This window comes from Variovorax sp. P2_H12, from assembly GCF_056403395.1.
The window spans coordinates 72,729-98,709 of the sequence record NZ_JBFUFO010000027.1 but is presented as its reverse complement, the minus strand read 5'-3'; the positions used below and the strand labels follow the sequence as shown (position 1 = coordinate 98,709).

The window sequence follows — 25,981 nt, the reverse complement described above, 5'->3', positions numbered from 1 at the left end:
CCGCCCACCGGCCGCCAACCCGGGTCGGCCTGTCGGCCTGCTGCCAGCAGGGGCGTCCGGCGCCGGTCCGGGCGCGGGGCCATCGACGACAATCGCCCGATGCCTGAAACCATCGAATCGACCGCCCCCGCCACGCTCAAGAAGAGCGACCAGAACCTCGTCTGGCTCGACTGCGAGATGAGCGGCCTCGACCCCGAGAAAGAGCGCCTGCTCGAGATCGCGGTGGTCGTCACCGGCCCCGACCTCACGCCCTGCATCGATGGCCCGGTGCTGGTGATCCACCAGAGCGACGAAGTGCTCGATGCGATGGATGCCTGGAACAAGGGCACGCACGGGCGCAGCGGGCTGATCGAGAAGGTCAAGGCCTCGACGCTGGACGAGGCCACGGCCGAGCAGCAACTGATCCAGTTCATCTCGCGCTACATCCCGAAGAGCGGCTCGCCGATGTGCGGCAACACCATCGGCCAGGACCGGCGCTTCCTGGTCAAGTACATGCCCAAGCTGGAAGCGTACTTCCACTACCGGAACCTGGACGTCAGCACCCTGAAGGAACTCGCCAAGCGCTGGAAGCCGGCGGCCTACAACGCCTTCAAGAAGCAGCAGGCCCACACGGCGCTGGCCGATGTGCACGAGTCGATCGAAGAGCTCGCGCATTACCGGGAGACCTTCCTGCGGCTTCAGGATTGAGGTTCAGGATTAAGGATTAGGTAAAAACCCGAGTCCATGCGATAATCGAAAACTTCGCTGAGAGAGCCTTTTCAGCGTTTTCTTGCATCTCCCTATCTTGCACATCGCGCCCGAGTCATTGAGTGACTGAATCACGGGCCGCAGCCCCGACGAGAGTCGAAGGCTGAACGTCGTTGGATGGTTGATGTTTTTCACCACCCGACGGGGCGCCGCTTACGGCAGCGCTCGCGTTTGAGATTGAATAAATGACCGACGCTTTTGAAGCGCAGGGCGAGTTCGCGCCTGTGCAATCCGATGATTTCGCTGTTTCCGCCGTGATCAGCGAGTCGCTTTCCGTTTCCAACGATGCACCCGAGCTCGAGGCTCTGGACGCGGTCGAGACCACCGCCGAGCCGAAGCTGCCGAACGGCTTCATCAAGCTGGGCCTGGCGCCCGAGCTGATCGCCGCGGTCGAAGACCTGGGCTTCACCCAGCCGACCACCGTGCAAGAGCAGGTGATCCCGCGCGCCATGACCGCCAGCGGCGGTGCCGACGGCGCCACCCGCTTCGTCGACCTGATGGTGTCGAGCCAGACCGGCAGCGGCAAGACCGCGGCCTTCCTGCTGCCCGTGCTGCACACCCTGCTGCAGCGCCAGGCCGAAGCCGAGGCGGCAAGCAAGGCCGAGTTCCAGCGCCTGGCCGCCGAAGCCGCCGCCCGCGGCGAAGCGCCGCCGAAGAAGGCCAAGCGCAAGGACCCGACCAACTCGCGCCACTTCAAGGCCGCCACGCCCGGCGCCCTGATCCTGTGCCCGACGCGTGAACTCGCGCAGCAGGTGGCGCACGACGCCATCGACCTGGTCAAGCATTGCCGCGGCCTGCGCATCGCCAACGTGGTGGGCGGCATGCCCTACCAGCTGCAGATCGCCAAGCTGCAGAACGCCGACCTCGTGGTCGCCACGCCGGGCCGCCTGCTCGACCTGCAGCGCTCGATGCAGATCAAGCTCGACCAGGTCAAGTTCCTGGTGGTCGACGAAGCCGACCGCATGCTCGACCTCGGCTTCTCGGACGACCTGGCCGAAGTCAACCAGCTGACGATCGAACGCCAGCAGACCATGATGTTCAGCGCCACCTTCGCGCCGCGCATCCAGCAACTGGCCCAGCGCGTGATGCGCGAGCCGCAGCGCGTGACCATCGACAGCCCGCAGGAAAAGCACGCCAACATCAAGCAGAGCCTGTTCTGGGCCGACAACATGCAGCACAAGCGCAAGTTGCTCGACCACTGGCTGCGCGACACGACCATCAACCAGGCGATCGTGTTCGCCAGCACGCAAGTCGAGTGCGACGGCCTCGCCAACGACCTGCAGCAAGACGGCTTCAGCGCCGTGGCGCTGCACGGCGCCCTGAGCCAGGGCCTGCGCAATCGCCGCCTGATGGCGCTGCGCCAGGGCCAGGTGCAGATCCTGGTGGCGACCGACGTGGCCGCGCGCGGCATCGACGTGCCGACCATCACGCACGTCTTCAACTTCGGCCTGCCGATGAAGGCCGAGGACTACACCCACCGCATCGGCCGTACCGGCCGTGCCGGCCGCGACGGCCTGGCGATCACCTTCGCCGAGCAGCGTGACCGCCGCCGGATCTTCGACATCGAGGGCTACACCCGCCAGCAGTTCAAGTCCGAGGTGATCCCCGGCCTCGAGCCGCAGCAGCGCGCGCCGCAATCGCGTGCGCCGCAGGGCGACTTCCGTGGCCGTGACAGCCGCGACAACCATTCGCGCGACCGCAAGTTCGGTGGCGGCGGTGGCCATCGCGGCGGCAACACGGGCGGTTTCGGTGGCGGCGGCAGCAACTACGCCGGTGCCAGCGGTTTCAACGACCGCAATGCACGCGGCCCGGGCGCCGGTGCGCCGCGCGGCTTCCAGAATGCGGGCAACGCCGGTTTCGGCGGCGGCCGCGATGAAGGCGGCGGCGGCTACGGTCGCAAGCCGGGCTGGGGCGACAGCGCTCCGCGCGGCGGTTTCGACAATGCCCCGCGCGGCGGCTTCGGCGGCGGCGCCGGTCGCGGCGGTGAAGGCTTCGCGCCGCGCGGCCATGCCGGCGGCGGCAAGGTGTTCGTGCCGCGCGACGCGCAAAAGCCGCGTGGGTTCAAGCCGACGCGCTGAGCTTGAGCGGTCGCGAGGCCGCATGTTGCTCTGAACGAAGCCCGCACTTGTGCGGGCTTTGTCGTTTCTGGCTGGCCCCGTCCGTCAAAGCGGCAGCTGCGTGGTCGACAGGACCTGTTTCAGCACCATGAACGTCCGGATCTGCCGCACGCCCGGCAGGTACAGCAGCTGCTCCGCGTGGAGGCGGTTGTAGCTGTCGTTGTCGCGCGTGCGCACGAGCATGAAGTAGTCGAATTCGCCTGTCACCACGTGGCATTCGAGGCAACCCGACACCTTCTGCACGGCCTTCTCGAAGTCGGCGAACGACTCGGGCGTGGAGCGATCGAGCACCACGCCGATCATCACCAGCGTGCCGCAGTCCAGCGCGGCCGGGTCGAGCAGCGCGACCACGCCCTTGATCAGCCCCATCGACTTGAGCCGCTCGACGCGCCGCAGGCAGGCCGGCGCGCTGAGGTTGACCTTGGCGGCCAGCGCCACGTTCGACACCGAGGCGTCGCGCTGCAGCGCGCGCAGGATCGCGCGGTCGGTGCGATCGAGCTCATTCTTGGTTGGCAATTTTGTTGCGTTCATTGAGAAAAATGCAAAATAAAAATAATGATTTGCCAGCAATGACGAAGGTTTGGCGCAAGAAATCACTCTACTTCGCAACCATCGAAATGTCGATTCTCTCTACGATTCCGTTCATGTCTTGAACCAGGAGCCGTTGCCATGAACCTCGCCCAATTCCCTCGCTACCCGCTCACCTTCGGCCCCACGCCGATCCAGCCGCTCAAGCGGCTCAGTGCCCATCTGGGCGGCAAGGTCGAGCTGTTTGCCAAGCGGGAGGACTGCAACAGCGGCCTCGCGTTCGGCGGCAACAAGACCCGCAAGCTCGAGTACCTGATCCCCGAGGCGCTCGAGGGCGGCTACGACACGCTGGTGTCGATCGGCGGCATCCAGTCGAACCAGACGCGCCAGGTGGCGGCGGTGGCGGCACACCTCGGCCTCAAGTGCGTGCTGGTGCAGGAGAACTGGGTCAACTATTCCGATGCGGTGTACGACCGGGTCGGCAACATCGAGATGTCGCGCATCCTGGGCGCCGACGTGCGGCTCGACGCGGCAGGATTCGACATCGGCATCCGCAAGAGCTGGGAAGACGCGCTGGAGAGCGTGCGCCGGGCCGGCGGCAAGCCGTTCCCGATCCCCGCCGGCTGCTCCGAACACCCGAAGGGCGGGCTCGGCTTCGTGGCCTTCGCCGAAGAGGTGCGCCAACAGGAGGCGGAACTCGGCTTCAGGTTCGACTACATCGTGACCTGCGCGGTCACCGGCAGCACGCAGGCCGGCATGGTGGTCGGCTTCGCGGCCGACGGGCGAGCCGACCGCGTGATCGGGATCGACGCGTCGGCCAAGCCGCAGCAGACCTTCGACCAGATCCTGCGCATCGCGAAGCACACGGCGGCGCTGGTCGATCTCGGGCGTGACATCAGCGACAGGGACGTGGTGCTCGACACCCGCTTCGGCGGCCCCGAATACGGGCTGCCGAACGACGGCACGCTCGAGGCCATCCGCCTCAGTGCGCGGCTCGAGGCCATGCTGACCGACCCGGTGTACGAGGGCAAGTCGATGCACGGGATGATCGAGAAGGTGCGGCTCGGCGAGTTCCCGGCCGGCTCCAAGGTGCTCTACGCGCACCTGGGCGGCGTGCCGGCGCTCAACGCCTACAGCTTCATCTTTCGCAACGGCTGAGCGAGGCGCAGACAGCACTGCCGGTCGGTGCGATGGATCGGGAACCGGGGTGCAACTGCTCGCCGCCGTCCCATCAGTGGAAACGCGAACATGCCTTGCTTTTAGTTGACACATGAACAGATGAAAAGTAATGTATTAAAGCCCCATCCACTTCCAACCTCGACTGCAACCCATGAAAATCGCAATCCTCGGCGGCGGCCACGGCGCCTATGCCGCCGCCGCCGACCTGTCCGAAGCCGGCCATGAAGTGCGTCTGTGGCGCCGCGACGCCGCTGCGCTGGCACCGGTGGTGCAGGCCGCATCGATCACGCTGAAGGATGCGCAGGGCAGCCGCGACGTGAAGATCGCCCTGGCCACGGCCGATATCGGCGCGGCGCTGCGCGATGCCGAGCTGATCGTCATCCCGACGCCGGCGATCGCCCAGGAGGACATCGCCCGCGCGATGGCGCCGCACCTGGTCGACGGCCAGGTGGTGTTCCTGCCCCCGGGCACCTTCGGCAGCTACGTGATGGCGCGCCGGGTGGCCGAGGCCGGCAGCCGCGCCGACGTCGCCTGGGCCGAGACCGGCACGCTGCCCTATCTGGCGCGCAAGCACGGCGAGCGCGAGGTGAACGTGACGATCCGCGCCGTCCGCCTGCCGACCGGCGTCTATCCGGCGCGCAAGGAAGCCCAGGCCATCGAGGTGATCCGCAAGGCCTATCCCGCGGTGCACGGCTGCGGCGATGCCCTCTCCGGCGCACTGATGAATGCCGGCCCGGTGATCCATCCGCCGCTGATGGTGATGAACGCCGCGCCGCTGCAGCATTTCGAGCGCTGGGACATCCACAACGAAGGCACGCAGCGCGCGGTGCGCGACGTGACCGACCGGCTCGACCAGGAGCGCATCGCGGTGCGCGAGGCGCTGGGCCAGGGCGCGCCGCACTATCCGCTGGCCGACCACTACAACAACGACCAGTGGATGTACGGCGACGCCCACAAGCAACTGGTGAAGTCGGGCGACTGGCGCGAGAACATCGACCTGTACACGCACCGCTACATCACCGAGGACACCGAGCTCGGGCTGGCCTTCCTGGCCTCGGCCGCGCGCTTTGCCGGCGTCGATGCGCCGATCGCGCACGGCTTGCTGGCCATCGTCGGCGGCTTCCTCGGCCGCGACCTGCGCCGGGGCCCGCGCACGCTGGAGACGCTGGGACTCTCGGGCCTGACGCCGGCTCAGCTCAAACAGAGACTGCACGATGGCAAATGAGAGGCCCCCACGCTCGTCACTTCGTGTGCTCGCTGCCCCCCGAGGGGGCGCAGACCGCCTTGGGGCGGCCCGGCACCGGTCCGACCTGCCTCGTTTCGCGGCCGTCGGCGCGGGCCGGATGGGCCGCGGCATTGCGATCGCCTTCGCCTATGCGGGCCATCGGATCTCGCTGGTCGACCTGCGCCCACGCAGCGACGAGGCCTGGCAGAAGCTGCGCGGCGAGGCCGAGGCCGAGATCGAAGCCAGCCTCGCGGGGCTGGCCCAGCTCGGCGTGATCGACGCGGCGCAGGTCGCTGCGATCGCGGCGCGGGTCGAGTTCGTGCCTGCGGCAGGCGCACCGGCCGCGCTGGCCGCGGCGGAGCTGCTGTTCGAAGGCGTGCCCGAGACGTTGGAGGCCAAGCGCGAGGCCTTCGAGGCGCTCAACCGGCATTGCCGCGACGACGCGATCCTCACGTCGACCACCAGCAGCATCCTCGTGACGCAGCTGGCGGCGCTGGTGCGCCGGCCCGAGCGCTTCCTCAACATGCACTGGCTCAACCCGGCCTATGTGATCCCGGTGGTCGAACTGAGTTGCCATCCCGGCACCGACCCGGGCGTGCTCGCGCGCACCAAGGCGTTGATGGAGGCGATCGGTAAGCTGCCGGTGGTCTGCGGCGCCACGCCCGGCTACATCGTGCCGCGGCTGCAGGCGCTGGTGATGAACGAGGCGGCCCGCATGATCGAGGAGGGCGCCGCCACCGCGGAAGAGATCGACAAGGCCACGCGCTATGGCCTGGGCCTGCGCTTCGCGGCGCTCGGCGTGGTCGAGTTCATCGACTTCGGGGGCTGCGACATCCTGCATCACGCGAGCCGCGAGATGTCGGCCTCGATCGACAAGGCGCGCTACACCGCGCCGGCCATCGTGGACCGGATGGTGCAGGAGGGGCGGCTGGGGCTGAAGAGCGGCAGCGGCTTCTACGCCTATGAAGGGCGCGACGTCGGCGCCTATCGCCGCGACGTGCTGTCGCGCACGCTCGGCATGCTCAAGCACGCGGGTCTCTGGCAACCGCCCGCCGCAGAGACGCTGGAATGACCCTCCGGCGCGCCTTCGCCGACCTGTCTGTGGGGCAGGTGCACTACGCCGAATGCGGCGCCATCCAGGCGCCGCCGGTGCTGCTGCTGCACCAGTCGCCGCGCAGCTGGACCGAGTACCGCGAGGTGCTGCCGCTGCTCGGCCAGCGGTATCGCGCGATCGCCATGGACACCGCCGGCTTCGGCGACTCGGCCGCGGGCGACGGGCCGGCCAGCATCGAAGGCTGGGCCCGCGTCGCCGTCGAGCTGCTCGATGCGCTGCAGATCGAACGCGCGGACGTCGTGGGCCACCACACGGGGGGCGTGATCGCGGTCGAGATCGCGGCCAGTTTCCCGCAGCGGGTGCGCGGCCTGGTGCTGTCGTCCACCCCGTTCACCGACTTGAACTTCCGGCGCGCGCGCGCCAGGCGGCCGCCGATCGACGAAGTCGCGCCCAGCGGCGACGGCTCCCATCTCGCCGCGCTGTGGCAGCGGCGCCAGGGCTTCTACCCGGCCGGTCGGCCGGAGCTGCTGGAAGCCTTCGTGCGCGATGCGCTGCGCGCCAGCGGCAGCCCCGAAGACGGCCATCGCGCGGTCGCGGCCTACCGGATGGAGGACTGCATCCATCGCGTGCTGCAGCCGACGCTGATCCTGCGCGCCACCGAGGACCCCTTCGCCTCGCCGCATGCGGCCGAACTGCAGCGCGAGCTGGCGCATGCGCGCACCGTCGACATCGCGGGCGGCATGGTGCCGCTGCCCGACCAGCTGCCGGAGGCCTTCGCGGCCGCGGTGCTCGAATTCCTGGAGACGCTGGCATGAAGGCGGTGCGCGTGCATGCCTTCGACGCGCCGCCCACTGTGCAGGAGCTGCCCGAGCCGCAGCTGCGCCCGGGCCGCACGATCGTGCGCATGGAGGCCGCCACCGTCGGCCATATCGACCGCACGGTCTGGCGAGGCAGCTTCCTGAAACACCCGCCCTTTCCCTATACGCCGGGCGTCGAGGCCGCGGGCGTCGTGGTCGCGAGCGCCAGCCTGGCTCCGGGGCAGCGCGTGTGGCTGCGCGGCAGCGGCCTGGGCACGCTGACCGACGGCACCTGGTGCGAGCAGATCGATGCGCCCGACGAGGCGCTCGGCCTGCTGCCGGATGCGGTGCCCGCGACCCTCGGCTCGGCGTTCTTCTCGCCCTGCACCTCGGCCTGGGTCGCGCTGCACGAAGTCGCCCGCGTGCGTGCCGGCGAGCGCGTGCTGGTGACGGGCGCCACCGGTGCGGTCGGCTCGCTGGTGGTGCAGCTCGCGCTCGATGCCGGTGCCGAAGTGACGGCGGTGGTGAGCCTCGCGGCGCAGGCGCCGTCGATCCCGGCCGCGGCGACGGTGCTGGTGCTGGGGGACGACCCGTTCGCGGCGTTGGCATCCGCGTCCGCGGACCTGCTGGTCGACACCGTCGGCGGATCGGTGCTTGCGGCCGCACTGATGCAGGTGCAGGCCGGCGGTCGCGCAGTGCTGGTCGGCTATACCGCGGGCCACACACTGGCGCTGGACCTCGCGCATTTCCTGCAGCGCGACGTGGCGCTGCTGCCGCTCAACATGTTCCGACGCGAAGCCGCCGGCCGCGCGGCGGCGCCGGAGCTGCTGGCGCGGCTGGCCGACGGCAGGCTGCGGCTGGAAGTGCAGCCCTTTGCACTGGAAGAGGCCGCGGCCGCCATGGACTGGATCGGCCAGCGCGGCCATCGCGGCCGCGCGGTGCTGGTGCCTCGTCGCTGAGGCGCGTTCACCTCACTCGTCGTCTTCTGCCGCCTCGCCCGGCGCACGCGCGTGCAGCTCGATGATGTGGCGCAGCGTGCTCTTGAGTTCCTCGGCGCGCTGCAGCCCGAAGGGCTCGAGCACGCGCAGCTCGTGCTCGCGCGCCAGATCCATCAGGTGCTCGACCGCCTGCGTGCCCTGGGGCGTGATGCGCACCAGAGTGACACGCCGATCACTTTCATGGGGCAGGCGCTCGATCTGGCCCCGGGCTTCCATCCGGTCCAGCAGCCGCGTCACGGTCGGCTGCTTGGTCACCGTGACCTGGGCCAGCTGGCCGATGCTGATCGCCGCACCGCCGGCCAGCGAGGCCATCACGCGCCATTCGGACACCGAAAAACCATGCTGGCGCGCGACCCGATGGAACTCGGACGAGATCAGCTGGCTCGCCTGCGCCAGCAGCGCGGGCAGGTAGTCGTCGACGAAGCGGCGGCTGGGCGCTGCCGCCTTTTCACTGAACGGCCCCGGACCCGTCGCGGGCACGATGCTTGCTTGTCTAGGGTTATTCATGATTGTGAATACATTCAGTTGTCAACATTATAGAGACCGCGATGTCGAGGTCGACGCGCAAGTCCCACGCATGAAGGAACACCATGGCAGAGCGATCGTTCGTCGAAGAGGTGAAGAAGCTGCGGCTCGCCAACGGCGACGTATTCCGCGGTGAAGGCATTCTTGCAGTCACCAAGGCGTTGCTGGAGTCAGGAGTTTCCTATGTCGCCGGCTACCAGGGCGCGCCGATCTCGCACCTGATGGACGTGCTGGCCGACGCGCAGGACATCCTGGCCGAGCACGGCATCCGGTTCGAGAACAGCGCCAGCGAGGCCACCGCCGCCGCGACGCTGGCGGCCTCGGTCAACTACCCGCTGCGCGGCGCCGTGACCTTCAAGGCGACGGTCGGCACCAACGTGGCCTCCGACGCGCTGGCCAACCTGGCCTCGGGCGGGGTGACCGGCGGCGCGCTGATCATCGTCGGCGAGGACTACGGCGAGGGCTCGTCGATCATGCAGGAGCGCAGCCACGCCTTCGCGATGAAGTCGCAGATCTGGCTGCTCGACCCGCGGCCCAACCTGCCCTCGATCGTCGAGGCCGTGAAGCAGGGCTTCGAGTTGTCCGAGGCCAGCCACACGCCGGTGATGCTGCAGCTGCGCATCCGCGCCTGCCACGTGCACGGGCACTTCGTCGCCGGCGACAACCAGCGCGCCAGCTTCACGCTGCAGGACGCGCTCGAGAACCCGCAGCGCGACGTCGGCCGCATCGTGCTGCCGCCGGCCAGCTTCGTGCACGAGCAGGAGAAGGTGCGCGACCGCTGGCCCGCCGCCGTGAAGTTCATCGAGGACCGCCGGCTCAACGAATTCTTCGCCGAGGGCGCCGACGACATCGGCATCATCGTGCAGGGCGGCAGCTACAACACGATGGTGCGCGCGCTCGAGCGCCTGGACCTGGCCGACGTCTACGGCAACTCCAAGGTGCCGCTCTACGTCATGAACGTGGCCTACCCGGTGATCGAGAGCGAGGTGCTGCGCTTTTGCGAGGGCAAGCGCGCGGTGCTGATCGTGGAAGAAGGCCAGCCCAACTTCGTCGAGCAGAACCTGGCGACCATCCTGCGCCAGGCCGGCTCGGCCACCGCGCTGCACGGCAAGGACATGCTGCCGGTGGCCGGCGAATACACGGCGGCCGAGCTGCTCAAGGGCGCGCGCACCTTCGGCGAACGCTACGGCCGGCTGCAGCCGCTGCCGCCGCCGGTGCGCAAGGTGATCCCGCTCACCGAAGTGGCTGCCCTCGGGGTCGATGGCGCGCCCGAGCCCTCGCTGCCGCTCGGCGACAGCGTCCACGCGCGTCCGCCGGGCTTTTGCACCGGCTGCCCCGAGCGCCCGATCTTCAGCGCCATGAAGCTGGTCGAGCGCGAGCTCGGCGCGCACCACGTGAGCGCCGACATCGGCTGCCACCTGTTCTCGATCCTGCCGCCCTTCAACATCGGCAACACCACGATGGGCTACGGGCTCGGCGGCGCGGGCGCCTCGGCGCTCAACGCGCCGGCAGGCAAGCGGGCGATCTCGGTGATGGGCGACGGCGGCTTCTGGCACAACGGCCTCACCAGCGGCGTCGCCAACGCGGTCTTCAACCGCAGCGACAACCTGACGATCGTGGTCGACAACAACTACACCTCGGCCACCGGCGGCCAGGACATCCTGTCGTCGAACGCCGTGAACGCGACGCGCAGCACCGGCCACGAGATCGAGCGCGCGGTGCGCGGCGTCGGCGTGAAGTGGGTGAAGACGCTGCGCCGCACCTACGACGTCGCCGGCATGCGCGATGCGCTGAAGGACGCGCTGACGACGAAGGAAAAAGGCCCGAAGGTGCTGATCGCGCAATCGGAGTGCATGCTGAACCGCCAGCGGCGCGAGAAGCCGCTGGTGCGCCGCGCGATCGCCGAGGGCAGGCGCTCGGTGCGCGAGAAGTTCGGCGTCGATTCCGACACCTGCACCGGCGACCATTCGTGCATCCGGCTCTCGGGCTGCCCGTCGCTGTCGATCAAGCCCAACCCCGATCCGCTGCGCACCGACCCGGTCGCGACCGTGCTCGACAGCTGTGTCGGCTGCGGCGTCTGCGGCGAGGTCTCGCATGCCGCGGTGCTGTGCCCTTCCTTCTACAAGGCGCAGATCGTCAGCAATCCGACCCGCTGGGACCGGCTGCGCGAGAGCCTTCGCACGCGGGTGATCGGCTGGCTGCAAAAGGGCGAGGCCAAGCGCCGCGCGGCCTATGCCTTCTGAACGGACAACGATGCGCGCACAACCCATAAAGATCGCGATCCTCGCCATGGGCGGCGAGGGTGGTGGCGTCCTCGCCGACTGGATCGTCGACATGGGCGAAGCCAACGGCTACCTGGCGCAGACCACCTCGGTGCCGGGCGTGGCCCAGCGCACCGGCGCCACCATCTACTACGTCGAGCTCTACCCCGAGGCGCAGGCCGAGGCCGACGGCGGCCAGCCGGTGCTGGCGCTGATGCCGCTGCCGGGCGACGTCGACGTGGTGCTGGCCTCGGAGCTGATGGAAGCCGGCCGCGCGGTGCAGCGCGGCCTCGTCACGCGCGAGCGCACCACGCTGGTCGCATCGACGCACCGGGTCTATTCGATCGCCGAGAAAAGCGCTTTGGGCGACGGCCGGGTCGACAGCGCCGAATTGCTCAAGCATGCCGAGCGCGCCGCCAAGCGCTTCATCCGTTTCGACATGGCACAGGCCGCCGAGGCCTCGGGCAGCGTGATCAGCGCGGTGCTGTTCGGCGCGCTCGCGGGCGCCGGCGTGCTGCCGTTCAGCCGGGCCCAGTTCGAAGCCACGATCGAGCGCGGCGGGGTCGGCGTCAAGCCCAGCCTCAAGGCTTTCGGCGAGGCCTTCTCGCGAGCCCAGGGTGCGCCGGAGACGGGCGCCGCGGTGGCCGCCGACGTGCCCTCCGTGCCTCAGCCGCGCCATCCGGGGGTGCGGGCGCTGGTGGAGCGCGTGCAGCAGGACTTCGCCGCGCCGGCGCAGAACTTCCTGCTCGAAGGCGTGCGCCGCCTGATCGACTACCAGGACCTGGACTATGCGGGGCTCTATCTCGACCGCATGGCCGCGCTCGCCCGCCTGCCCGTCGATGACGACGGCCGGCTGCTGAAGGAAATCGCGCGCTGCCTGGCGCTTTGGATGTCCTACGAAGACACGGCGCGCGTCGCGGCGCTCAAGACGCGCGCGACGCGCTTCGAGCGGGTGCGCGGCGAGGCCCGGGTGCAGGACGGCCAGGTGCTGGCGATCAACGAATACATGCACCCGCGCCTGCAGGAGATCTGCGAGACGCTGCCGGCCGGCATCGGCCGCTGGCTGATGGACTCGCGGCTGCCGCGCCGGATGGTCGAGCATTTCACGCAGAAGGGCCGCGTGGTCCAGACCAGCTCGCTGCGCGGCTACCTGATGCTGCGCACGGTGGCGGCCTGCAAGCGCTGGCGCCGCTCGACCCTGCGCTATGCCGAGGAGAACCGGCGCATCGAGGACTGGCTCGCGCGCATCGCGGAGATCGCGCCGCGCCATCCCCAGCTGGCGATCGAGATCGCGCAGTGCCAGCGGCTGGTCAAGGGCTACAGCGACACCCACGAACGCGGGGTGCGCAACTACGACACCGTGATGGCGGCCGTGCAGCGCGCGGGCGCGCGACTCGCACCGGCCACCGTGCGCGAGCTGCGCGATGCGGCGCTCGCCGACGAACACGGCCACAAGCTGCAAGCCGTGCTGGTGCAGCACGCGCTCGCCTGACCACGGAAACCTGCCATGTCCGCCCAGCCCCTGACCCTCCAACTGCGCGTCGCCGAGGCGCGCGAACTGAACCCGCTGATCAAGACCTTCAGGTTGCGATCGGACGATGGCGGCGCGCTGCCCGGCTTCGCCGCCGGCGCCCACATCCGCGTGCGGGTCGAACTGCCCGACGGCGCGCACGACTGGCGCCACTACTCGCTGATCAACTTCGCCGTCGACGCCAAGGCCACGGACGCACCCACCGACTACGTGATCGCGGTGCGCAAGGAGGCCGAGGGGCGGGGCGGCTCGCGCTTCATGCACGAGCGCCTGCGCGAAGGCGACCTGGTCACGATCGAGGCGCCCAAGAACGATTTCCCGCTCCACACCGGCCCGGGCGGCACCGTGCTGCTGGCCGGCGGCATCGGCGTGACGCCGCTCGCGAGCATGGCGACGCGCCGCCGCGCCGAGGGCCTGCCGGTGCGCATGCACTACGCCGGCCGCAGCCCGGAGCTGATGGCCTTCGTGCCCGAGTTGCAGGCGCTGCTCGGCGACGAACTGCGCCTGCATGCCGATGTCGAGCAGGGCGGCCCGTTCGACATCGGCGCGATGCTGGACGGCATTCCCGCCGGCGACCGGCTCTACGTGTGCGGCCCCAAGCTGATGCTCGATGCCGTGCTGGCGCAGACACAGGCCCGCGGCTGGACCCACGACCGCGTGCACTTCGAGCTCTTCACCACGCCGGTGGTGGAGGAGGGCGACCATGCCTTCGAGGTCGAGCTGGCCCAGTCGGGCCAGCGCTTCACGGTGCCGGCCGACCAGAGCATCCTCGACTGCCTGATCGAGCACGGCTGCGACCCGATGTTCGACTGCAAGCGCGGCGAGTGCGGCGTCTGCGCGACGCCCGTGATGGCCGGCGAGATCGACCATCGCGACTATGTGTTGACCGCGCGCGAAAAGGCGCAAGGCAACGTCATGCAGATCTGCATCTCGCGCGCCAAGGGGCCGCGGCTGGTGCTGGACATATGAACACCCCCGAAGCGCCTGCGACGCCCCGAGTCGCTGCCAGAGGCAGCGGCTCTTCGGGTCCGTCCAAGTCTGCGCCGGCAGACTTGGAGCCGCGGACCTCAGCCCCTCAAGGGGGCGATACCAGCGGCCCGGCGAAGCCGGTTCCGCGGTATCCCTGGCTTTTGCGGCGCCGGATTCATGCGTCGCGAGAAATCGATAGCGTGCTGAAAAACTGAACTGGAGAGGACCATGAGCAAGTACCGAGGCAACCCCGAGGCGGTGCGCTCGCTGGTGCAGCCCGACCGCGTGCACCGCGACCTCTACACCAGCGCCGAGCTGTTCGAGCTCGAGCAGGAGCACTTCTTCGCCAACACCTGGAACTACGCGGGCCACGAGAGCCAGATCCCGAAGTCCGGCGACTACCTCCACACCGAGCTCGCGGGCCGTCCGCTGATCATCGTGCGCCACACCGACGGCTCGGTGCGCGCGATGATGAACCGCTGCGCGCACAAGGGCTCGCGCCTGGTGACCGCGCCGTGCGGCAACACCGGCAAGTTCTTTCGCTGCCCCTACCACGCCTGGACCTTCAAGACCGACGGCTCGCTGCTGTCGATCCCGCTCAAGAACGGCTACGAAGGCACGCAGCTGCACGAATGCGAATCGGCCAAGGGACTGACCACGATCCGCAATGTGCGCAGCCATCGCGGCTTCATCTTCATCAAGATCAACGACGTCGGACCCGACTTCGAGGAATTCTTCGGCGACTCGCTGAGCTCGATCGACAACATGGCCGACCGCTCGCCCGAGGGCGAACTCGAGATCGCCGGCGGCTGCCTGCGCTTCGTGCACCAGTGCAACTGGAAGATGTTCGTCGAGAACCTCAACGACACCATGCATCCGATGGTGGCGCACGAATCCTCCGCCGGCACCGCCAAGAGCATGTGGGCCGGCAAGCCCGAGGACGAGCCCAAGCCGATGGCGATCGAGCAGTTCGTGCCCTTCATGTCGGACTACAAGTTCTTCGAGGACATGGGCGTTCGCACCTACGACAACGGCCACAGCTTCACGGGCGTGCACTTCAGCATCCACAGCAAGTACAAGGCGATTCCCGCGTACGACGACGCGATGAAGGCCCGCTACGGCGAGGAGCGCACCGCGCAGATCCTCGGCATGGCGCGGCACAACACCGTGTACTACCCCAACCTCACGATCAAGGGCGCCATCCAGGCGATCCGCGTGGTGCGGCCGATCGCGGTCGACAAGACGCTGGTCGAGAGCTGGACCTTCCGCCTCAAGGGCGCGCCGCCCGAGCTGCTGCAGCGCACGACCATGTACAACCGGCTGATCAACTCGCCGTTCTCGGTGGTCGGCCATGACGACCTGCAGGCCTACCGCGGCATCCAGGCCGGGCTGCATGCGAGCGGCAACGAATGGGTGAGCCTGCATCGCAACTTCGACCCTTCGGAAACCAAGGGCGGCGAGATCACCACGGTCGGCACCAGCGAGCTGCCGATGCGCAACCAGTACCGCGCCTGGGCCCGCTATATGACGGAGACGATGTGATGGCATCCGAAGTGACCCGCCAGGACCTGATCGACTTCGTGGTGAACGAGGCGCGCCTGCTCGATGCCAGGCGCTACGAGGAATGGAACGCGCTCTTCACCGACGACGCCTTCTACTGGGTGCCGCTGGTGCCCGACCAGGAGGACGGCCTCAACCACACCTCGCACATGTACGAGGACAAGTTGCTGCGCGAGCTGCGCATCGAGCGGCTCAAGAGCCCGCGTGCCTTCTCGCAGCTGCCGCCCAGCCGTTGCCACCACCTGCTGCAGACGCCGACGGTCGAGGCCTTCGATCTCGAGGGCAAGCGCTTCGTGGTGCGCAGCGAGTTTCACTACACGGAGTCGCAGGGCGACGAACTGCAGTTCTACGTCGGCACCTTCTTCCACCACCTGACGCTGCAGGATGGCGCGCTGCGCATGACGCTGAAACGCGTGAACCTGCTCAACTGCGACGCGGCGCTGCCCGCGGTGCAGCTGTTCATCTAGGGACGCCATGCCTCACGCCACCGTCCACGACGCCTTCCGTGCGAGCGCCCGGCGCACGCCCGACGCCGAGTTCCTGTTCACCGAGGCGGTCACCGCCGCGGCCTACGGCATGGCGCCGGGTGCGATTCACTGGGGCGAAGCCGCCGCACGGGTGGAGCGCCTGCGCACTGCCTTCGCCGACGCCGGCTACGGGCACGGCCACCGCGTCGGCCTGCTGCTCGAAAACCGCCCGGAGTTTCTCCTTCACTGGTTTGCGCTCAACGCACTGGGCGTGAGCGTGGTGCCGATCAACGCCGACATGCGTTCGGCCGAACTGAGCTACCTGATCGGCCACAGCGAGATCGGCCTGGCGGTGACGCTGCCTCACCGCGCGGCCGACCTGCGGGCTGCGGCCGAAACCGCGGGCCGGCCTTTCGAGACGATGGGCCCCGAGGAGTTCGACGCCGTGCCGCGGTCGAAGATGCCGCCGCCGCGTGCCGCCGAGCCGATCGGCCTCGCGACCGAATGCGCGCTGCTCTACACGTCAGGCACCACGGGGCGCCCCAAGGGCTGCATGCTGGGCAACGAGTACTTCCTGCGCGCGGGCCAGTGGTACGCGGAGCTCGGCGACCTCTGCCCGGTCCGGCCCGATGCCGAACGCATCATCACGCCGCTGCCGCTCAACCATGTGAACGCGATGGCGTTCTCGACCATGGTGGTGCTGGTCGCGGGCGGCTGCCTGGTGCAGCTCGACCGCTTCCATCCCAAGACCTGGCTCCAGAGCGCGCGCGAGAGCCGCGCCACCATCGCGCACTACCTCGGCGTGATGCCGGCGATGCTGCTGTCGGCGCCCGCATCGGCGTCGGACCGCGAGCACGCCATCCGCTGGGGCTTCGGCGCCGGCGTCGACCGCAAGAACCATGCGCCGTTCGAGGCGCGCTTCGGTTTTCCGCTGGTCGAGGCCTGGGCCATGACCGAGACCGGTGCCGCCGCCTGCGTGATGGCCAACCACGAGCCGCGGCACGTCGGCACCAGCTGCTTCGGCCGCCGCGAGGATTTCGTCGAGATCCGCCTGGTGGACGACGAAGGCCGCGAGGTCGCCGACGGCACGCCGGGCGAACTGCTGGTGCGAGCCAGCGGTGCCGATCCGAAGCGCTATTTCTTCTCCGGCTACCTGAAGGATGCGGACGCCACGCGCGAGGCCTGGGCCGACGGCTGGTTCCATACGGGCGACATGGTGCGCCGCGATGCCGGGGGCAACTTCTACTTCGTCGACCGCAAGAAGAACGTGATCCGGCGCAGCGGCGAGAACATCTCGGCGGTGGAGGTCGAGAGCGTGCTGAACCAGCATCCGGCCGTGAAGACCTCCGCCGTGGCCGCCACGCCCGACGCGGTGCGCGGCGACGAGGTGCTGGCCTGCATCGTCATGCGCGAGGATGCCGATGCCTCCGAGCCGGAGCAGCTTGCGGCCAGCATCGTCGCGCATGCGCTGGCGCAGCTGGCCTACTACAAGGCGCCGGGCTACGTGGCTTTCGTCGATGCGCTGCCGCTCACGGCTTCGCAGAAGATCCAGCGCGGGCAGCTGCGCGAACTCGCGCATGCGTTGCCGGGGCAGGCGCATTGCATCGACACCCGCGCGATGAAGAAGAGGCAGGCATGACGAGAATGTCCTACGAAGGCGTGGCGGTTGCCGTGCCCATCACCGTGCCCTACCAGCGCTATTCGACGCTCGGCGCCCACTGGTTCCTCGGCCAGGCGATGGAAGCGCTGGTCCAGGCCAGCGGCCTGAAGAAGGAACAGATCGACGGCCTCTGCGTCAGCAGCTTCTCGCTGGCGCCCGACACCGCCGTCGGCGTGACGCAGCACCTGGGCCTGTCGCCGCGCTGGCTCGACCACATGCCGACCGGCGGCGCCTCGGGCGTGATGTGCCTGCGGCGCGCGGCGCGCGCGGTGCAGGCCGGCGATGCCGACGTGGTGGCCTGCGTCGCGGCCGACACCAACCATGTGGATTCGTTTCGCCAGACGCTGGGCGCTTTCAGCAACTTCGCGCGCGACGCCACCTATCCCTACGGCTCGGGCGGACCGAATTCGATCTTCGCCTTCATCACCGCGCACTACATGCGCAGCTTCGGCGCCACGCGCGAGGACTTCGGCCGCATCGCGGTCGACCAGCGAAGCAACGCCCTGAAGAATCCGAACGCGATGTTCAAGAAGCCGCTCGGCCTCGACGAGTACATCGCCGCCAGGCCGATCTCGGACCCCATCCATCTGTTCGACTGCGTGATGCCCTGTGCCGGTGCCGAGGCCTTCCTGGTGATGAGCGAGGAGCGCGCGCGCGATCTCGGCCTGCCGCATGCGGTGATCCGCGGCGCGATCGAGCGCCACAACGCCTACTCGGAAGACCCGGTGATGGTGCGCGGCGGCTGGCGTGTCGATCGCGATGACCTCTACGCGCAAGCCGGCGTGCAGCCTGCCGATATTGACTTCGTCCAGACCTACGACGACTACCCGGTGATCGTGATGATGCAGTTCGAGGACCTCGGCTTCTGCGAGAAGGGCGAGGGGTCGGCCTTCGTGCGCTCGCACACCATGACGAACGACGGCAGCTTCCCCAACAACACCAGCGGCGGCCAGCTCTCGGCCGGGCAGGCCGGTGCGGCGGGCGGCTTCCTCGGCATGACGGAGGCGATCCGCCAGCTGACCGACAGCGCCGGGCCGCGCACCGTGCCCGATGCCCGGCTGGGCCTGGTCGCCGGCTTCGGCATGGTGACTTACGACCGCTGCCTGTGTACCGGCGCTGTGATTCTGGGGAGACCTTCATGACCATGCCGCTCATGCGCCCCAAGCGCAAGAACCCGGTGCTGCGCACCCGGCAGATGAACCTGCCGCCGTGGGCGCGCGGCCGTGTCGCCCTCGGCATCACCGCGGCCGCCGCCGAGGGCCGCTTCGAACTGCAGACCTGCGAGGACTGCGGCACGGTGCAGTACCCGCCGCGCGAGGCCTGCCACAAGTGCCTGTCGCCGCACCTGCACTGGCGCGAGCAGGGCGGCGAGGGCGAGCTGCTCAGCAGCACCACGCTGCATCACAGCAACGACCTGTTCTTCCGCGAGCGGCTGCCCTGGCGGCTGGGCCTGGTGCATCTCGATGCCGGCCCGACGCTGATGGTCCACCTGCACGGCGAGGTCGGCGAGGCGCCGTCGCGGGTGCGCGTGGGGGCCCGGCTCGACCGCGCGGGGCAGGCGGTATTGATTGGATTTCCGAACGAAGGGAGCGCCCACATGGCCGACGACAAGATGCTGAGAGAAATGACCAGCGATCCGAAGTTCCGCAAGGTGCTGGTCACCGACGGCAAGACCGAGGTGGGCCAGGCGATCGTGTGCGCGCTGGTCAAGGCCGGCGCCGACATCGTCTGGGTCGGCCATGCCGAGCCCTGGAAGAAGATGGGCGGACTGGACGACATCACGGCGCTGCCGCAGGTCACGCTGGTGCCGCTCGACCTGACCAACGGCCGCTCGGTGACCGAGCTGGCCGGCGAGATCGGCGGCAAGGTCGACATCGTGATCAACAACGCCGAAGTGCATCGCAGCTTCGGCATCGGTGCGCGGCGCGGCACCGATGTCGCGAAGGCCGAGATGGACATCAACTATTTCGGCCTGCTGCGGCTCGCCCAGGAGTTCGGCCCGGCGCTCAAGGGGCGCTCGGCCGACGGCGTGACTGGCGCCACCGCCTGGGTCAACCTGCTGTCGATCTACGCGCTCAGCAACTTTCCGCCGCACGGCACCTTCAGCGCCTCGAAGGCGGCGGCCCATTCGCTCGCGCAATGCCTGCGCGCCGAGATGCGGCCGGCCGGCATCCGTGTGATCAATGTGTTCCCGGGTCCGATCGACGACGAATGGAACCAGCACACGCCGCCGCCCAAGCTGGCGGGCAGCGCGCTGGCCAACGCGATCGTCAAGGCGCTGCGCGATGGTGTGGAGGACGTGTACCCCGGCGATGTGGCCCAGGAGTGGCTGGAGCGCTGGCGCGACAACCCGAAGATCCTAGAGCGCGAGTTGGCCGCGGGCGGCTGAGACCAGGAGCAACACGATGACGACGACAACCGAACTGATGTCCGCCGCCGAGATCCTCGGCGGCCTGGTGAGCGCAATGGCCAGCGGCCGCATCCGCGTGGTCGACCTCACGCAGACCCTGACGCCCGAGTTCCCGCAGATCGCGCTGCCGCCCGAGATGGGCCAGTGCTGGCCCTTCCGGATCGAGGAGGTGTCGAAGTACGACGAGCGCGGGCCGGGCTGGTACTGGAACAATTTCTCCTGCGGCGAGCACACGGGCACCCACTTCGACGCGCCGATCCACTGGATCTCGGGCCGCGACCTGCCGAACAACTCGGTCGACACCATTCCGGTGCAGCACTTCGTGGCGCCGGCCTGCGTGATCGACTGCTCCGAACAGGTCAAGGCCGACGACGACTACCTGCTGAGCATCGCGGACATCGAACGCTACGAGAGCCGCCATGGCCGCATCCCGAAGGGCGCCTGGGCGCTGATGCGCACCGACTGGTCGAAGCGCCAGGACCCCGAGGCCTACCAGAACTTCGACGAGACCGGCCAGCACACGCCGGGCCCGAGCACCGAGGCGGTGCGCTTCCTGGTCGAAGAGCGCGACGTGATCGGCTTCGGCTCCGAGGCCATCGGCACCGATGCCGGCCAGGGCTACCACCTGCGGCCGCCGTATCCGTGCCACTACTACATGCACGGGGCCGGGCGCTACGGCCTGCAGTGCCTCAGCAACCTCGACCTGCTGCCGCCCGCGGGCGCGGTGCTGATCTGCCCGCCGCTGAAGATCGAGAAAGGCAGCGGCAGCCCGCTGCGCGTGCTGGCGTTGGTTGGAGCCTCGGCATGACGGCCCGGGTCGCGGCCGTCACGGGCGGCAGTGCCGGCATCGGAAGAGCCATTTGCGAGGACCTGCTCGCGCAAGGCTACGAAGTCGTCTCGCTCGCGCGCCGTCGCAGTGACGTCGACCACCCGAAGCTGCACAGCATCGAGGTCGACCTTGCCGATCGCGCCGCCACCGCGCAGGCCGCGGCCGAACTGGTGCGGCGCTTCGAGGTGACCACCGTGGTGCACAACGCCGGCGTGATCCGGCCGGCGCTGATCGCCGACGTCAAGCTCGACGACCTCGATGCGCTGGTCGACCTGCACCTGGGCTGCGCGATCCAGCTGGTGCAGGCGGCGCTGCCGGCGATGCGCGCGCAGCGCTTCGGCCGCGTGGTGCTGCTGTCGTCGCGCGCGGCGCTGGGTCTCGCCACGCGCACCAGCTATTCGGCGACCAAGGCCGGCATGCTGGGCATGGCGCGCACCTGGGCACTCGAACTCGCGCCCGAGGGCATCACGGTGAACGTGGTCGCGCCGGGCCCGATCCGCACCGACATGTTCTACGACGTCGTCGAGGCCGGCAGCGACAAGGAGCGTGCGCTCGCGGCCTCGGTGCCGGTCAGGCGGCTCGGCGAATCGGCCGACGTGGCACGGGCCGTGCGTTTCTTTGCCGACCCCGCGAACAGTTTCGTCACGGGGCAGGTGCTGTACGTGTGCGGTGGCACCAGCGTCGGCAGCCTGGCCCTTTGACGCCAAGCAGCCGCCACTCATCGTTCCCACCCTTGTCAGCGCGCCATAGCTTCACTAGCATTCTTGACACTTAAACATTTCATAAATCATGTTTTTGTTCGACGCCCTCGGTTCTTCTTCGTTTGGCTCCAACCTCAGGAGGTTTGCATGAAAGTCTTGACCCGAATCTGCGCACTGGCGGGCCTTGCGGCCGGCCTCAGCGCCCTGACCGCCGCCMGCGCGCKGGCGGCCGACCTCAAGGTGGGTTTCATCACCTCGCTGTCGGGGCCGGTGTCCTCGCTGGGCATTCCGTACGAGAAGGGCATGAAGGCCGCGCTGGCCTACAAGTCGGAGCTCAACGGCCGCAAGATCCAGCTGGTGCAGCTCGACGATGCCTCGGACCCGTCGACCGCCGCACGCAACGCGCGCAAGATGATCGACGAGGACAAGGTCGACGTGATCATCGGCACCGCGGGTTCGCCCGGCGCGCTGGCCATCGCCGCGGTCGCGCGCGAGACCAAGACGCCGCTGATCTCGATCGCCAACGCCAACCTGCCGGGCGACGACGGCGCCTGGATGGTCACCCTGCCGCAGCCGGCGCCGCTGATGGTCAGCGCGGTGGTCGAGCGCATGAAGAAGTCGGGCGTGAAGACGGTTGGCTACATCGGCTTCTCCGACGCCTGGGGCGACCTGGTCTACGACGCGCTCAAGAAGAGCGCCGAGCCGGCCGGCATCCAGGTGGTGTCGAACGAGCGCTATGCGCGCGCCGACACCTCGGTCACCGGCCAGGTGCTGAAGATCGTCGCGCTGAAGCCCGACGCGGTGATCACCGGCACCTCGGGCACGCCCGGCGCCTTGCCCTACCTGGCGCTGGCCGAGCGCGGCTACAAGGGCCAGATCTACGGCATGCACGCATTGATCAATCCCGACTTCGTGCGCGTGGGCGGCACGTCGGTCGAAGGCCTGCTGGCGCCGACCGGCCCGGTGATCGTGGCCGAGCAGCTGCCCGATTCGAACCCAATCCGCAAGGTCTCGATGGACTTCCGCGCGGCCTACCAGAAGGCCAACGGCGCGCCGCCGACCGATGCCTTCTCGGCCTATACCTTCGACGCCTGGCTGCTGTTCCTCGACGCCGCCGCGCGTGCCAAGGGCGAACCCGGCACGCCGGCCTACCGCGTGGCGCTGCGCGACGCGATCGTCAGCACCAAGGAGCTGGCCGGCACGCACAGCGTCTACAACTTCAAGCCCGACGACCGCTATGGCTCCGACGAACGTTCGCGCGTGATCGTCAAGCTCGAAAAAGGCCAGTGGAAACTCGTTCCTTAGCTCGCCCCCAGGTTGGCTCACTTCGTGTAGCCGCCCACCCCCTACCGAGGGCAATACCAGCGGCCCGGCGGAGCCGGTTCCGCGGTATTCCTGGAATGTCCCCTGCATCGGGTGCGGGCAGTTGACCGCATCGCCTCACGGAAGAAATTGATCATGCGCACTCTCATTCGAAGCTTCGCCGTCGGCGCCGTGGCTCTTGCCGCAGCGCAGGCCATGGCCGCCGACCTCAAGGTCGGCTTCATCAGCTCGCTCTCGGGCCCCGTGTCGGCGCTGGGCATTCCCTACGAGAAGGGCATCCGCGCCGCCATCGCCGAGCATCCGGCGCTGGCCGGCCACAAGGTCGAGCTGATCGTGCTCGACGACGCCTCCGACCCGACCACCGCCGGGCGCAATGCCCGCAAGCTGGTGGTCGAGGACAAGGTCGACGTGCTGATCGGCACCTCGGGCGTGCCCGGTGCGATGGCGATCGCGGCCGTGGCGCGCGAACTCAACACGCCGCTGATCTCGCCGACGCCGGTCACCATCCCGGGCCCCGAAGGCGCCTGGACCGTGACCGTGTCGCAGCCTTTCCCGCTGATGGTCGCGGCGGTGGTCGAGCGCATGAAGAAGTCGGGCGTCAAGACGGTGGCCTTCATCGGCTTCTCGGACGCGCTGGGCGACCTGGCCTACGACTCGCTCATGAAGAGCGCCGAAGCCGCCGGCATCAAGGTGGTCGCCAACGAGCGCTATGCGCGCAGCGACTCGTCCGTGGCGGGCCAGGTGCTCAAGATCATCTCGGCGCGGCCGGATGCCGTGTTCGCCGGCAACTCCGGCACGCCCGGTGCGCTGCCGTACCTCGCGCTGGCCGAACGCGGCTACAAGGGCCAGATCTACGGCACCCACGGCCTGATCAATGCCGACTTCGTGCGCGTCGGCGGCGCGTCCATCGAGGGCCTGCAGGTGCCCAGCGGCCCGGTGCTGGTGGCCGACCAGCTGCCCGACAGCAATCCGATCAAGAAGGTCTCGATGGCCTTCCGAAGCGCCTACCAGAAAGCCAACGGTGCGCCGCCGAACGACGCCTTCTCGTCCTACACCTACGACGCCTACCTGCTGCTGGCCGACGCCGCCTCGCGCACCAAGGGCGAGCCCGGCACGCCGGCCTACCGCACGGCGCTGCGCGACGCGATCGTGAGCACCAAGGAGCTGACCGGCACCCACGGCATCTACAACTTCAAGCCCGACAACCGCTACGGTTCCGACCAGCGCGCGGTGGTGATCGTGCGCAGCGAAAAAGGCCAGTGGAAGCTGGTTCCGTAGATGACCACCTATCGCGACCGGCCCGAAGCGATCGCCGCGCTCGTCCAGGACGATCGTGTGCACCGCGATCTCTACCTGAGCGAAGAGCTGTTCGCGCTCGAGCAGGAGCGGTTCTTCGCCAACACCTGGCTCTACGTGGGGCACGCGAGCCAGGTGCCGAACACCGGTGACTTCTGGTCGCTGGATCTCGCGGGCCGGCCGGTGATGATGGTGCGCCAGCCCGACGGCGCGGTGCGCGTGTTCTACAACCGCTGCGCCCACAAGGGCAGCCGGCTGGTCACGGACGAGAGCGGCAACACGGGCAAGTTCTTCCGCTGCCCGTACCACGCGTGGACCTACAAGCTCGACGGCGCGCCGCTCGCGATCCCGCTCAAGAGCGGCTATGAAGGCACGCGCCTGAAGGAATGCGAATCGGGGCAGGGGCTCACGGAGCTCAAGCACGTGGCCGTGTACCGCGACTTCGTGTTCGCGCGGCTGGCCGACCAGGGTCCGGGCTTCGAGGACTATTTCGGCGAAGTGCTGCAGTCGATCGACAACATGGTCGACCGTTCGCCCGAGGGCCGGCTCGCGGTCGGCGGCGGTGTGCTGCGCAACATCATCCATTGCAACTGGAAGATGTACCTCGAGAACATCAACGACACGGTGCATCCGATGTCGACCCACGAGTCGGCCACGCAGGCGGCCGATGCGCTGTGGCAGGGCCGCGAACCCGACGCGCCCAAGCCGATGGCGATGGAGCAGATCCTGCCTTTCGGCTCCGGCTACGACTTCTTCGACCGGATGGGCGGGCGCGTGTTCGCCAACGGCCACAGCGTGCTGGGCGTCAACTTCAGCATCCATTCGAACTACGCGCAGCTGCCCGACTACGAGCAGGCGATGCGCGATGCGCATGGCGCCGAGCGCGCGATCGAGATCCTGCAGCGCTCGCCGCAGAACTCGGTGTTCTTCCCCAGCCTGTCGGTCAAGGGCTCGCCGCAGGCGATCCGCGTGATCCGGCCGCTGGCCGCCGACCGCACGCTGGTCGAGGCCTGGAGCTTCCGTGCCGCCGGCGCACCCGATCTGCTGTTCGAGCGCGCGATGACCTACAACCGGCTGGTCTTCTCGCCGATGTCGGTGGTGGCGCATGACGACGTGCACCTGTTCGAGAGCATGCAGCAGGGCCTGCGCGCCGAGGGCAACGAGTGGGTCAGCCTGCACCGCAACTTCGATCCGTCGGAGCTGCAGCAGTCGACGATCACCACCAACGGCACCAACGAGCTGTTGATGCGCAACCAGTTCCGCGCCTGGAGGAAGTTCATGGCGGACGACGTGGAGACGAGCGCGTGACGACCCCCGAAGACTTCGTGGCCGCCGAGGCCGCCCTGCTCGACGCCGGCCGTTTCGACGACTGGCTGGCGCTGTTCGCCGAGGACGGCCACTACTGGGTGCCGCTGCAAGGCGCGGCGCAGGCCGATCCCTTCTCGCACAACTCGATCGCCTACGAGGACCGGCTGCTGCTGCAACTTCGCATCGAGCGCCTCAAGAACCCGCGCGCGCATTCGCAGCATCCGGCCAGCCATTGCCAGCACGTGCTGCAACTTTCGCGCATCGAACACGAGGACGATGCCGCCGGCGAGGTGTCGCTCAGCACGCCCTTCATCTATGTCGAGGCCCGCGGCGAGCAGCAGCACCTGCTGGCCGGCACCTGCCGCCATCTGCTCCTGCGCACGCCCTCCGGCTGGGCGATCCGGCAGAAGCGCGTCGACCTTCTCCAGGCCGGGCGCGCGCTGCCGGCGATCCAGTTGTTCATCTGAGCGATCCGCTCATCCATTCCACCCACCAG

General features: G+C 68.7%; 23 protein-coding genes. 21 read left to right on the top strand and 2 right to left on the bottom strand.

The features are described from left to right. Positions 1–99 precede the first annotated feature (99 nt). Together orn and AC1DYK_RS21280 are read left to right on the top strand one after the other, a co-directional pair. Positions 100–687, top strand: coding sequence for an oligoribonuclease (gene orn, locus AC1DYK_RS21285; RefSeq protein ID WP_478168121.1), 588 nt, complete (start codon positions 100–102; stop codon positions 685–687). 245 nt (positions 688–932) lie between these two features. Next, on the top strand, positions 933–2,825 hold the full coding sequence (locus AC1DYK_RS21280; RefSeq protein WP_478168120.1) for a DEAD/DEAH box helicase: 1,893 nt from the start codon (positions 933–935) through the stop codon (positions 2,823–2,825). A gap of 84 nt (positions 2,826–2,909) precedes the next feature. Here the strand turns inward: AC1DYK_RS21280 and AC1DYK_RS21275 are convergent, their stop codons facing one another. Beyond that, entirely contained in the window at positions 2,910–3,395 is a 486-nt protein-coding gene (locus AC1DYK_RS21275; RefSeq protein WP_478168119.1) for an Lrp/AsnC family transcriptional regulator, read from the bottom strand. Between the two features lie 138 nt (positions 3,396–3,533). Between AC1DYK_RS21275 and AC1DYK_RS21270 the strand changes: the two genes are divergently transcribed. From AC1DYK_RS21270 to AC1DYK_RS21250, 5 genes are all read left to right on the top strand, one after another. Then, the gene (locus AC1DYK_RS21270) at positions 3,534–4,550 is read left to right on the top strand and encodes a 1-aminocyclopropane-1-carboxylate deaminase (RefSeq protein ID WP_478168118.1); all 1,017 of its coding nucleotides are present in this window, start codon (positions 3,534–3,536) and stop codon (positions 4,548–4,550) included. Positions 4,551–4,722: 172 nt separating this feature from the next. Beyond that, on the top strand, positions 4,723–5,796 hold the full coding sequence (locus tag AC1DYK_RS21265; protein ID WP_478168117.1) for an NAD/NADP octopine/nopaline dehydrogenase family protein: 1,074 nt from the start codon (positions 4,723–4,725) through the stop codon (positions 5,794–5,796). 85 nt (positions 5,797–5,881) lie between these two features. Next, complete coding sequence (locus AC1DYK_RS21260) at positions 5,882–6,868, top strand: 3-hydroxybutyryl-CoA dehydrogenase (RefSeq protein WP_478168156.1); 987 nt, start codon at positions 5,882–5,884, stop codon at positions 6,866–6,868. Next, positions 6,865–7,665 (top strand): alpha/beta fold hydrolase, encoded by an 801-nt coding sequence (locus AC1DYK_RS21255; RefSeq protein ID WP_478168116.1) that lies wholly within the window; start codon positions 6,865–6,867, stop codon positions 7,663–7,665. The genes AC1DYK_RS21260 and AC1DYK_RS21255 overlap by 4 nt, the downstream gene beginning before the upstream one ends. After that, positions 7,662–8,606, top strand: coding sequence for a quinone oxidoreductase family protein (locus tag AC1DYK_RS21250; RefSeq protein WP_478168115.1), 945 nt, complete (start codon positions 7,662–7,664; stop codon positions 8,604–8,606). Before AC1DYK_RS21255 ends, AC1DYK_RS21250 begins: the two co-directional genes overlap by 4 nt. Positions 8,607–8,618: 12 nt before the next feature. On the opposite strand, the gene AC1DYK_RS21245 is transcribed toward AC1DYK_RS21250, so the two are convergent. Beyond that, a complete protein-coding gene (locus tag AC1DYK_RS21245; RefSeq protein WP_478168114.1) occupies positions 8,619–9,152 on the bottom strand; it encodes a MarR family winged helix-turn-helix transcriptional regulator in 534 nt (177 codons plus the stop codon). A gap of 83 nt (positions 9,153–9,235) precedes the next feature. On the opposite strand from AC1DYK_RS21245, the gene AC1DYK_RS21240 reads away from it, so the two are divergent. The 14 genes from AC1DYK_RS21240 (at position 9,236) to AC1DYK_RS21175 (ending at position 25,952) form a co-directional block, all read left to right on the top strand. Then, on the top strand, positions 9,236–11,413 hold the full coding sequence (locus tag AC1DYK_RS21240; protein ID WP_478168113.1) for a thiamine pyrophosphate-dependent enzyme: 2,178 nt from the start codon (positions 9,236–9,238) through the stop codon (positions 11,411–11,413). A gap of 10 nt (positions 11,414–11,423) precedes the next feature. Beyond that, the gene (locus AC1DYK_RS21235) at positions 11,424–12,923 is read left to right on the top strand and encodes an indolepyruvate oxidoreductase subunit beta family protein (RefSeq protein ID WP_478168112.1); all 1,500 of its coding nucleotides are present in this window, start codon (positions 11,424–11,426) and stop codon (positions 12,921–12,923) included. Between the two features lie 15 nt (positions 12,924–12,938). Next, on the top strand, positions 12,939–13,931 hold the full coding sequence (locus AC1DYK_RS21230) for a PDR/VanB family oxidoreductase (RefSeq protein ID WP_478168111.1): 993 nt from the start codon (positions 12,939–12,941) through the stop codon (positions 13,929–13,931). A gap of 228 nt (positions 13,932–14,159) precedes the next feature. After that, complete coding sequence (locus AC1DYK_RS21225; protein ID WP_478168110.1) at positions 14,160–15,473, top strand: aromatic ring-hydroxylating dioxygenase subunit alpha; 1,314 nt, start codon at positions 14,160–14,162, stop codon at positions 15,471–15,473. Further along, a complete protein-coding gene (locus tag AC1DYK_RS21220) occupies positions 15,473–15,958 on the top strand; it encodes an aromatic-ring-hydroxylating dioxygenase subunit beta (RefSeq protein WP_478168109.1) in 486 nt (161 codons plus the stop codon). Before AC1DYK_RS21225 ends, AC1DYK_RS21220 begins: the two co-directional genes overlap by 1 nt. Positions 15,959–15,965: 7 nt before the next feature. Beyond that, entirely contained in the window at positions 15,966–17,597 is a 1,632-nt protein-coding gene (locus tag AC1DYK_RS21215; protein WP_478168108.1) for an AMP-binding protein, read from the top strand. Further along, a complete protein-coding gene (locus AC1DYK_RS21210) occupies positions 17,594–18,760 on the top strand; it encodes a thiolase family protein (protein ID WP_478168107.1) in 1,167 nt (388 codons plus the stop codon). Before AC1DYK_RS21215 ends, AC1DYK_RS21210 begins: the two co-directional genes overlap by 4 nt. After that, positions 18,757–20,007 (top strand): SDR family NAD(P)-dependent oxidoreductase, encoded by a 1,251-nt coding sequence (locus tag AC1DYK_RS21205; RefSeq protein WP_478168106.1) that lies wholly within the window; start codon positions 18,757–18,759, stop codon positions 20,005–20,007. Before AC1DYK_RS21210 ends, AC1DYK_RS21205 begins: the two co-directional genes overlap by 4 nt. 16 nt (positions 20,008–20,023) lie before the next feature. Next, positions 20,024–20,836, top strand: coding sequence for a cyclase family protein (locus tag AC1DYK_RS21200; RefSeq protein WP_478093785.1), 813 nt, complete (start codon positions 20,024–20,026; stop codon positions 20,834–20,836). After that, complete coding sequence (locus AC1DYK_RS21195) at positions 20,833–21,558, top strand: SDR family oxidoreductase (protein WP_478168105.1); 726 nt, start codon at positions 20,833–20,835, stop codon at positions 21,556–21,558. The genes AC1DYK_RS21200 and AC1DYK_RS21195 overlap by 4 nt, the downstream gene beginning before the upstream one ends. Positions 21,559–21,705: 147 nt before the next feature. Next, positions 21,706–22,863 (top strand): ABC transporter substrate-binding protein, encoded by a 1,158-nt coding sequence (locus AC1DYK_RS21190; protein WP_478168104.1) that lies wholly within the window; start codon positions 21,706–21,708, stop codon positions 22,861–22,863. 153 nt (positions 22,864–23,016) lie between these two features. Next, positions 23,017–24,159, top strand: coding sequence for an ABC transporter substrate-binding protein (locus tag AC1DYK_RS21185; RefSeq protein ID WP_478168103.1), 1,143 nt, complete (start codon positions 23,017–23,019; stop codon positions 24,157–24,159). Then, positions 24,160–25,485: an aromatic ring-hydroxylating dioxygenase subunit alpha gene (locus AC1DYK_RS21180; protein ID WP_478168102.1), complete on the top strand. Its 1,326-nt coding sequence runs from the start codon at positions 24,160–24,162 to the stop codon at positions 25,483–25,485. Continuing rightward, positions 25,482–25,952: an aromatic-ring-hydroxylating dioxygenase subunit beta gene (locus AC1DYK_RS21175; RefSeq protein ID WP_478168101.1), complete on the top strand. Its 471-nt coding sequence runs from the start codon at positions 25,482–25,484 to the stop codon at positions 25,950–25,952. The genes AC1DYK_RS21180 and AC1DYK_RS21175 overlap by 4 nt, the downstream gene beginning before the upstream one ends. Positions 25,953–25,981: the final 29 nt, after the last annotated feature.

Coding starts and splice junctions, on each gene's coding strand:
- orn (WP_478168121.1), top strand. CDS start 100: ATGCCTGAAACCATCGAATCGACCGCCCCCGCCACGCTCAAGAAGAGC.
- AC1DYK_RS21280 (WP_478168120.1), top strand. CDS start 933: ATGACCGACGCTTTTGAAGCGCAGGGCGAGTTCGCGCCTGTGCAATCC.
- AC1DYK_RS21275 (WP_478168119.1), bottom strand. CDS start 3,395: ATGAACGCAACAAAATTGCCAACCAAGAATGAGCTCGATCGCACCGAC.
- AC1DYK_RS21270 (WP_478168118.1), top strand. CDS start 3,534: ATGAACCTCGCCCAATTCCCTCGCTACCCGCTCACCTTCGGCCCCACG.
- AC1DYK_RS21265 (WP_478168117.1), top strand. CDS start 4,723: ATGAAAATCGCAATCCTCGGCGGCGGCCACGGCGCCTATGCCGCCGCC.
- AC1DYK_RS21255 (WP_478168116.1), top strand. CDS start 6,865: ATGACCCTCCGGCGCGCCTTCGCCGACCTGTCTGTGGGGCAGGTGCAC.
- AC1DYK_RS21250 (WP_478168115.1), top strand. CDS start 7,662: ATGAAGGCGGTGCGCGTGCATGCCTTCGACGCGCCGCCCACTGTGCAG.
- AC1DYK_RS21245 (WP_478168114.1), bottom strand. CDS start 9,152: ATGAATAACCCTAGACAAGCAAGCATCGTGCCCGCGACGGGTCCGGGG.
- AC1DYK_RS21240 (WP_478168113.1), top strand. CDS start 9,236: ATGGCAGAGCGATCGTTCGTCGAAGAGGTGAAGAAGCTGCGGCTCGCC.
- AC1DYK_RS21235 (WP_478168112.1), top strand. CDS start 11,424: ATGCGCGCACAACCCATAAAGATCGCGATCCTCGCCATGGGCGGCGAG.
- AC1DYK_RS21230 (WP_478168111.1), top strand. CDS start 12,939: ATGTCCGCCCAGCCCCTGACCCTCCAACTGCGCGTCGCCGAGGCGCGC.
- AC1DYK_RS21225 (WP_478168110.1), top strand. CDS start 14,160: ATGAGCAAGTACCGAGGCAACCCCGAGGCGGTGCGCTCGCTGGTGCAG.
- AC1DYK_RS21220 (WP_478168109.1), top strand. CDS start 15,473: ATGGCATCCGAAGTGACCCGCCAGGACCTGATCGACTTCGTGGTGAAC.
- AC1DYK_RS21215 (WP_478168108.1), top strand. CDS start 15,966: ATGCCTCACGCCACCGTCCACGACGCCTTCCGTGCGAGCGCCCGGCGC.
- AC1DYK_RS21210 (WP_478168107.1), top strand. CDS start 17,594: ATGACGAGAATGTCCTACGAAGGCGTGGCGGTTGCCGTGCCCATCACC.
- AC1DYK_RS21205 (WP_478168106.1), top strand. CDS start 18,757: ATGACCATGCCGCTCATGCGCCCCAAGCGCAAGAACCCGGTGCTGCGC.
- AC1DYK_RS21200 (WP_478093785.1), top strand. CDS start 20,024: ATGACGACGACAACCGAACTGATGTCCGCCGCCGAGATCCTCGGCGGC.
- AC1DYK_RS21195 (WP_478168105.1), top strand. CDS start 20,833: ATGACGGCCCGGGTCGCGGCCGTCACGGGCGGCAGTGCCGGCATCGGA.
- AC1DYK_RS21185 (WP_478168103.1), top strand. CDS start 23,017: ATGCGCACTCTCATTCGAAGCTTCGCCGTCGGCGCCGTGGCTCTTGCC.
- AC1DYK_RS21180 (WP_478168102.1), top strand. CDS start 24,160: ATGACCACCTATCGCGACCGGCCCGAAGCGATCGCCGCGCTCGTCCAG.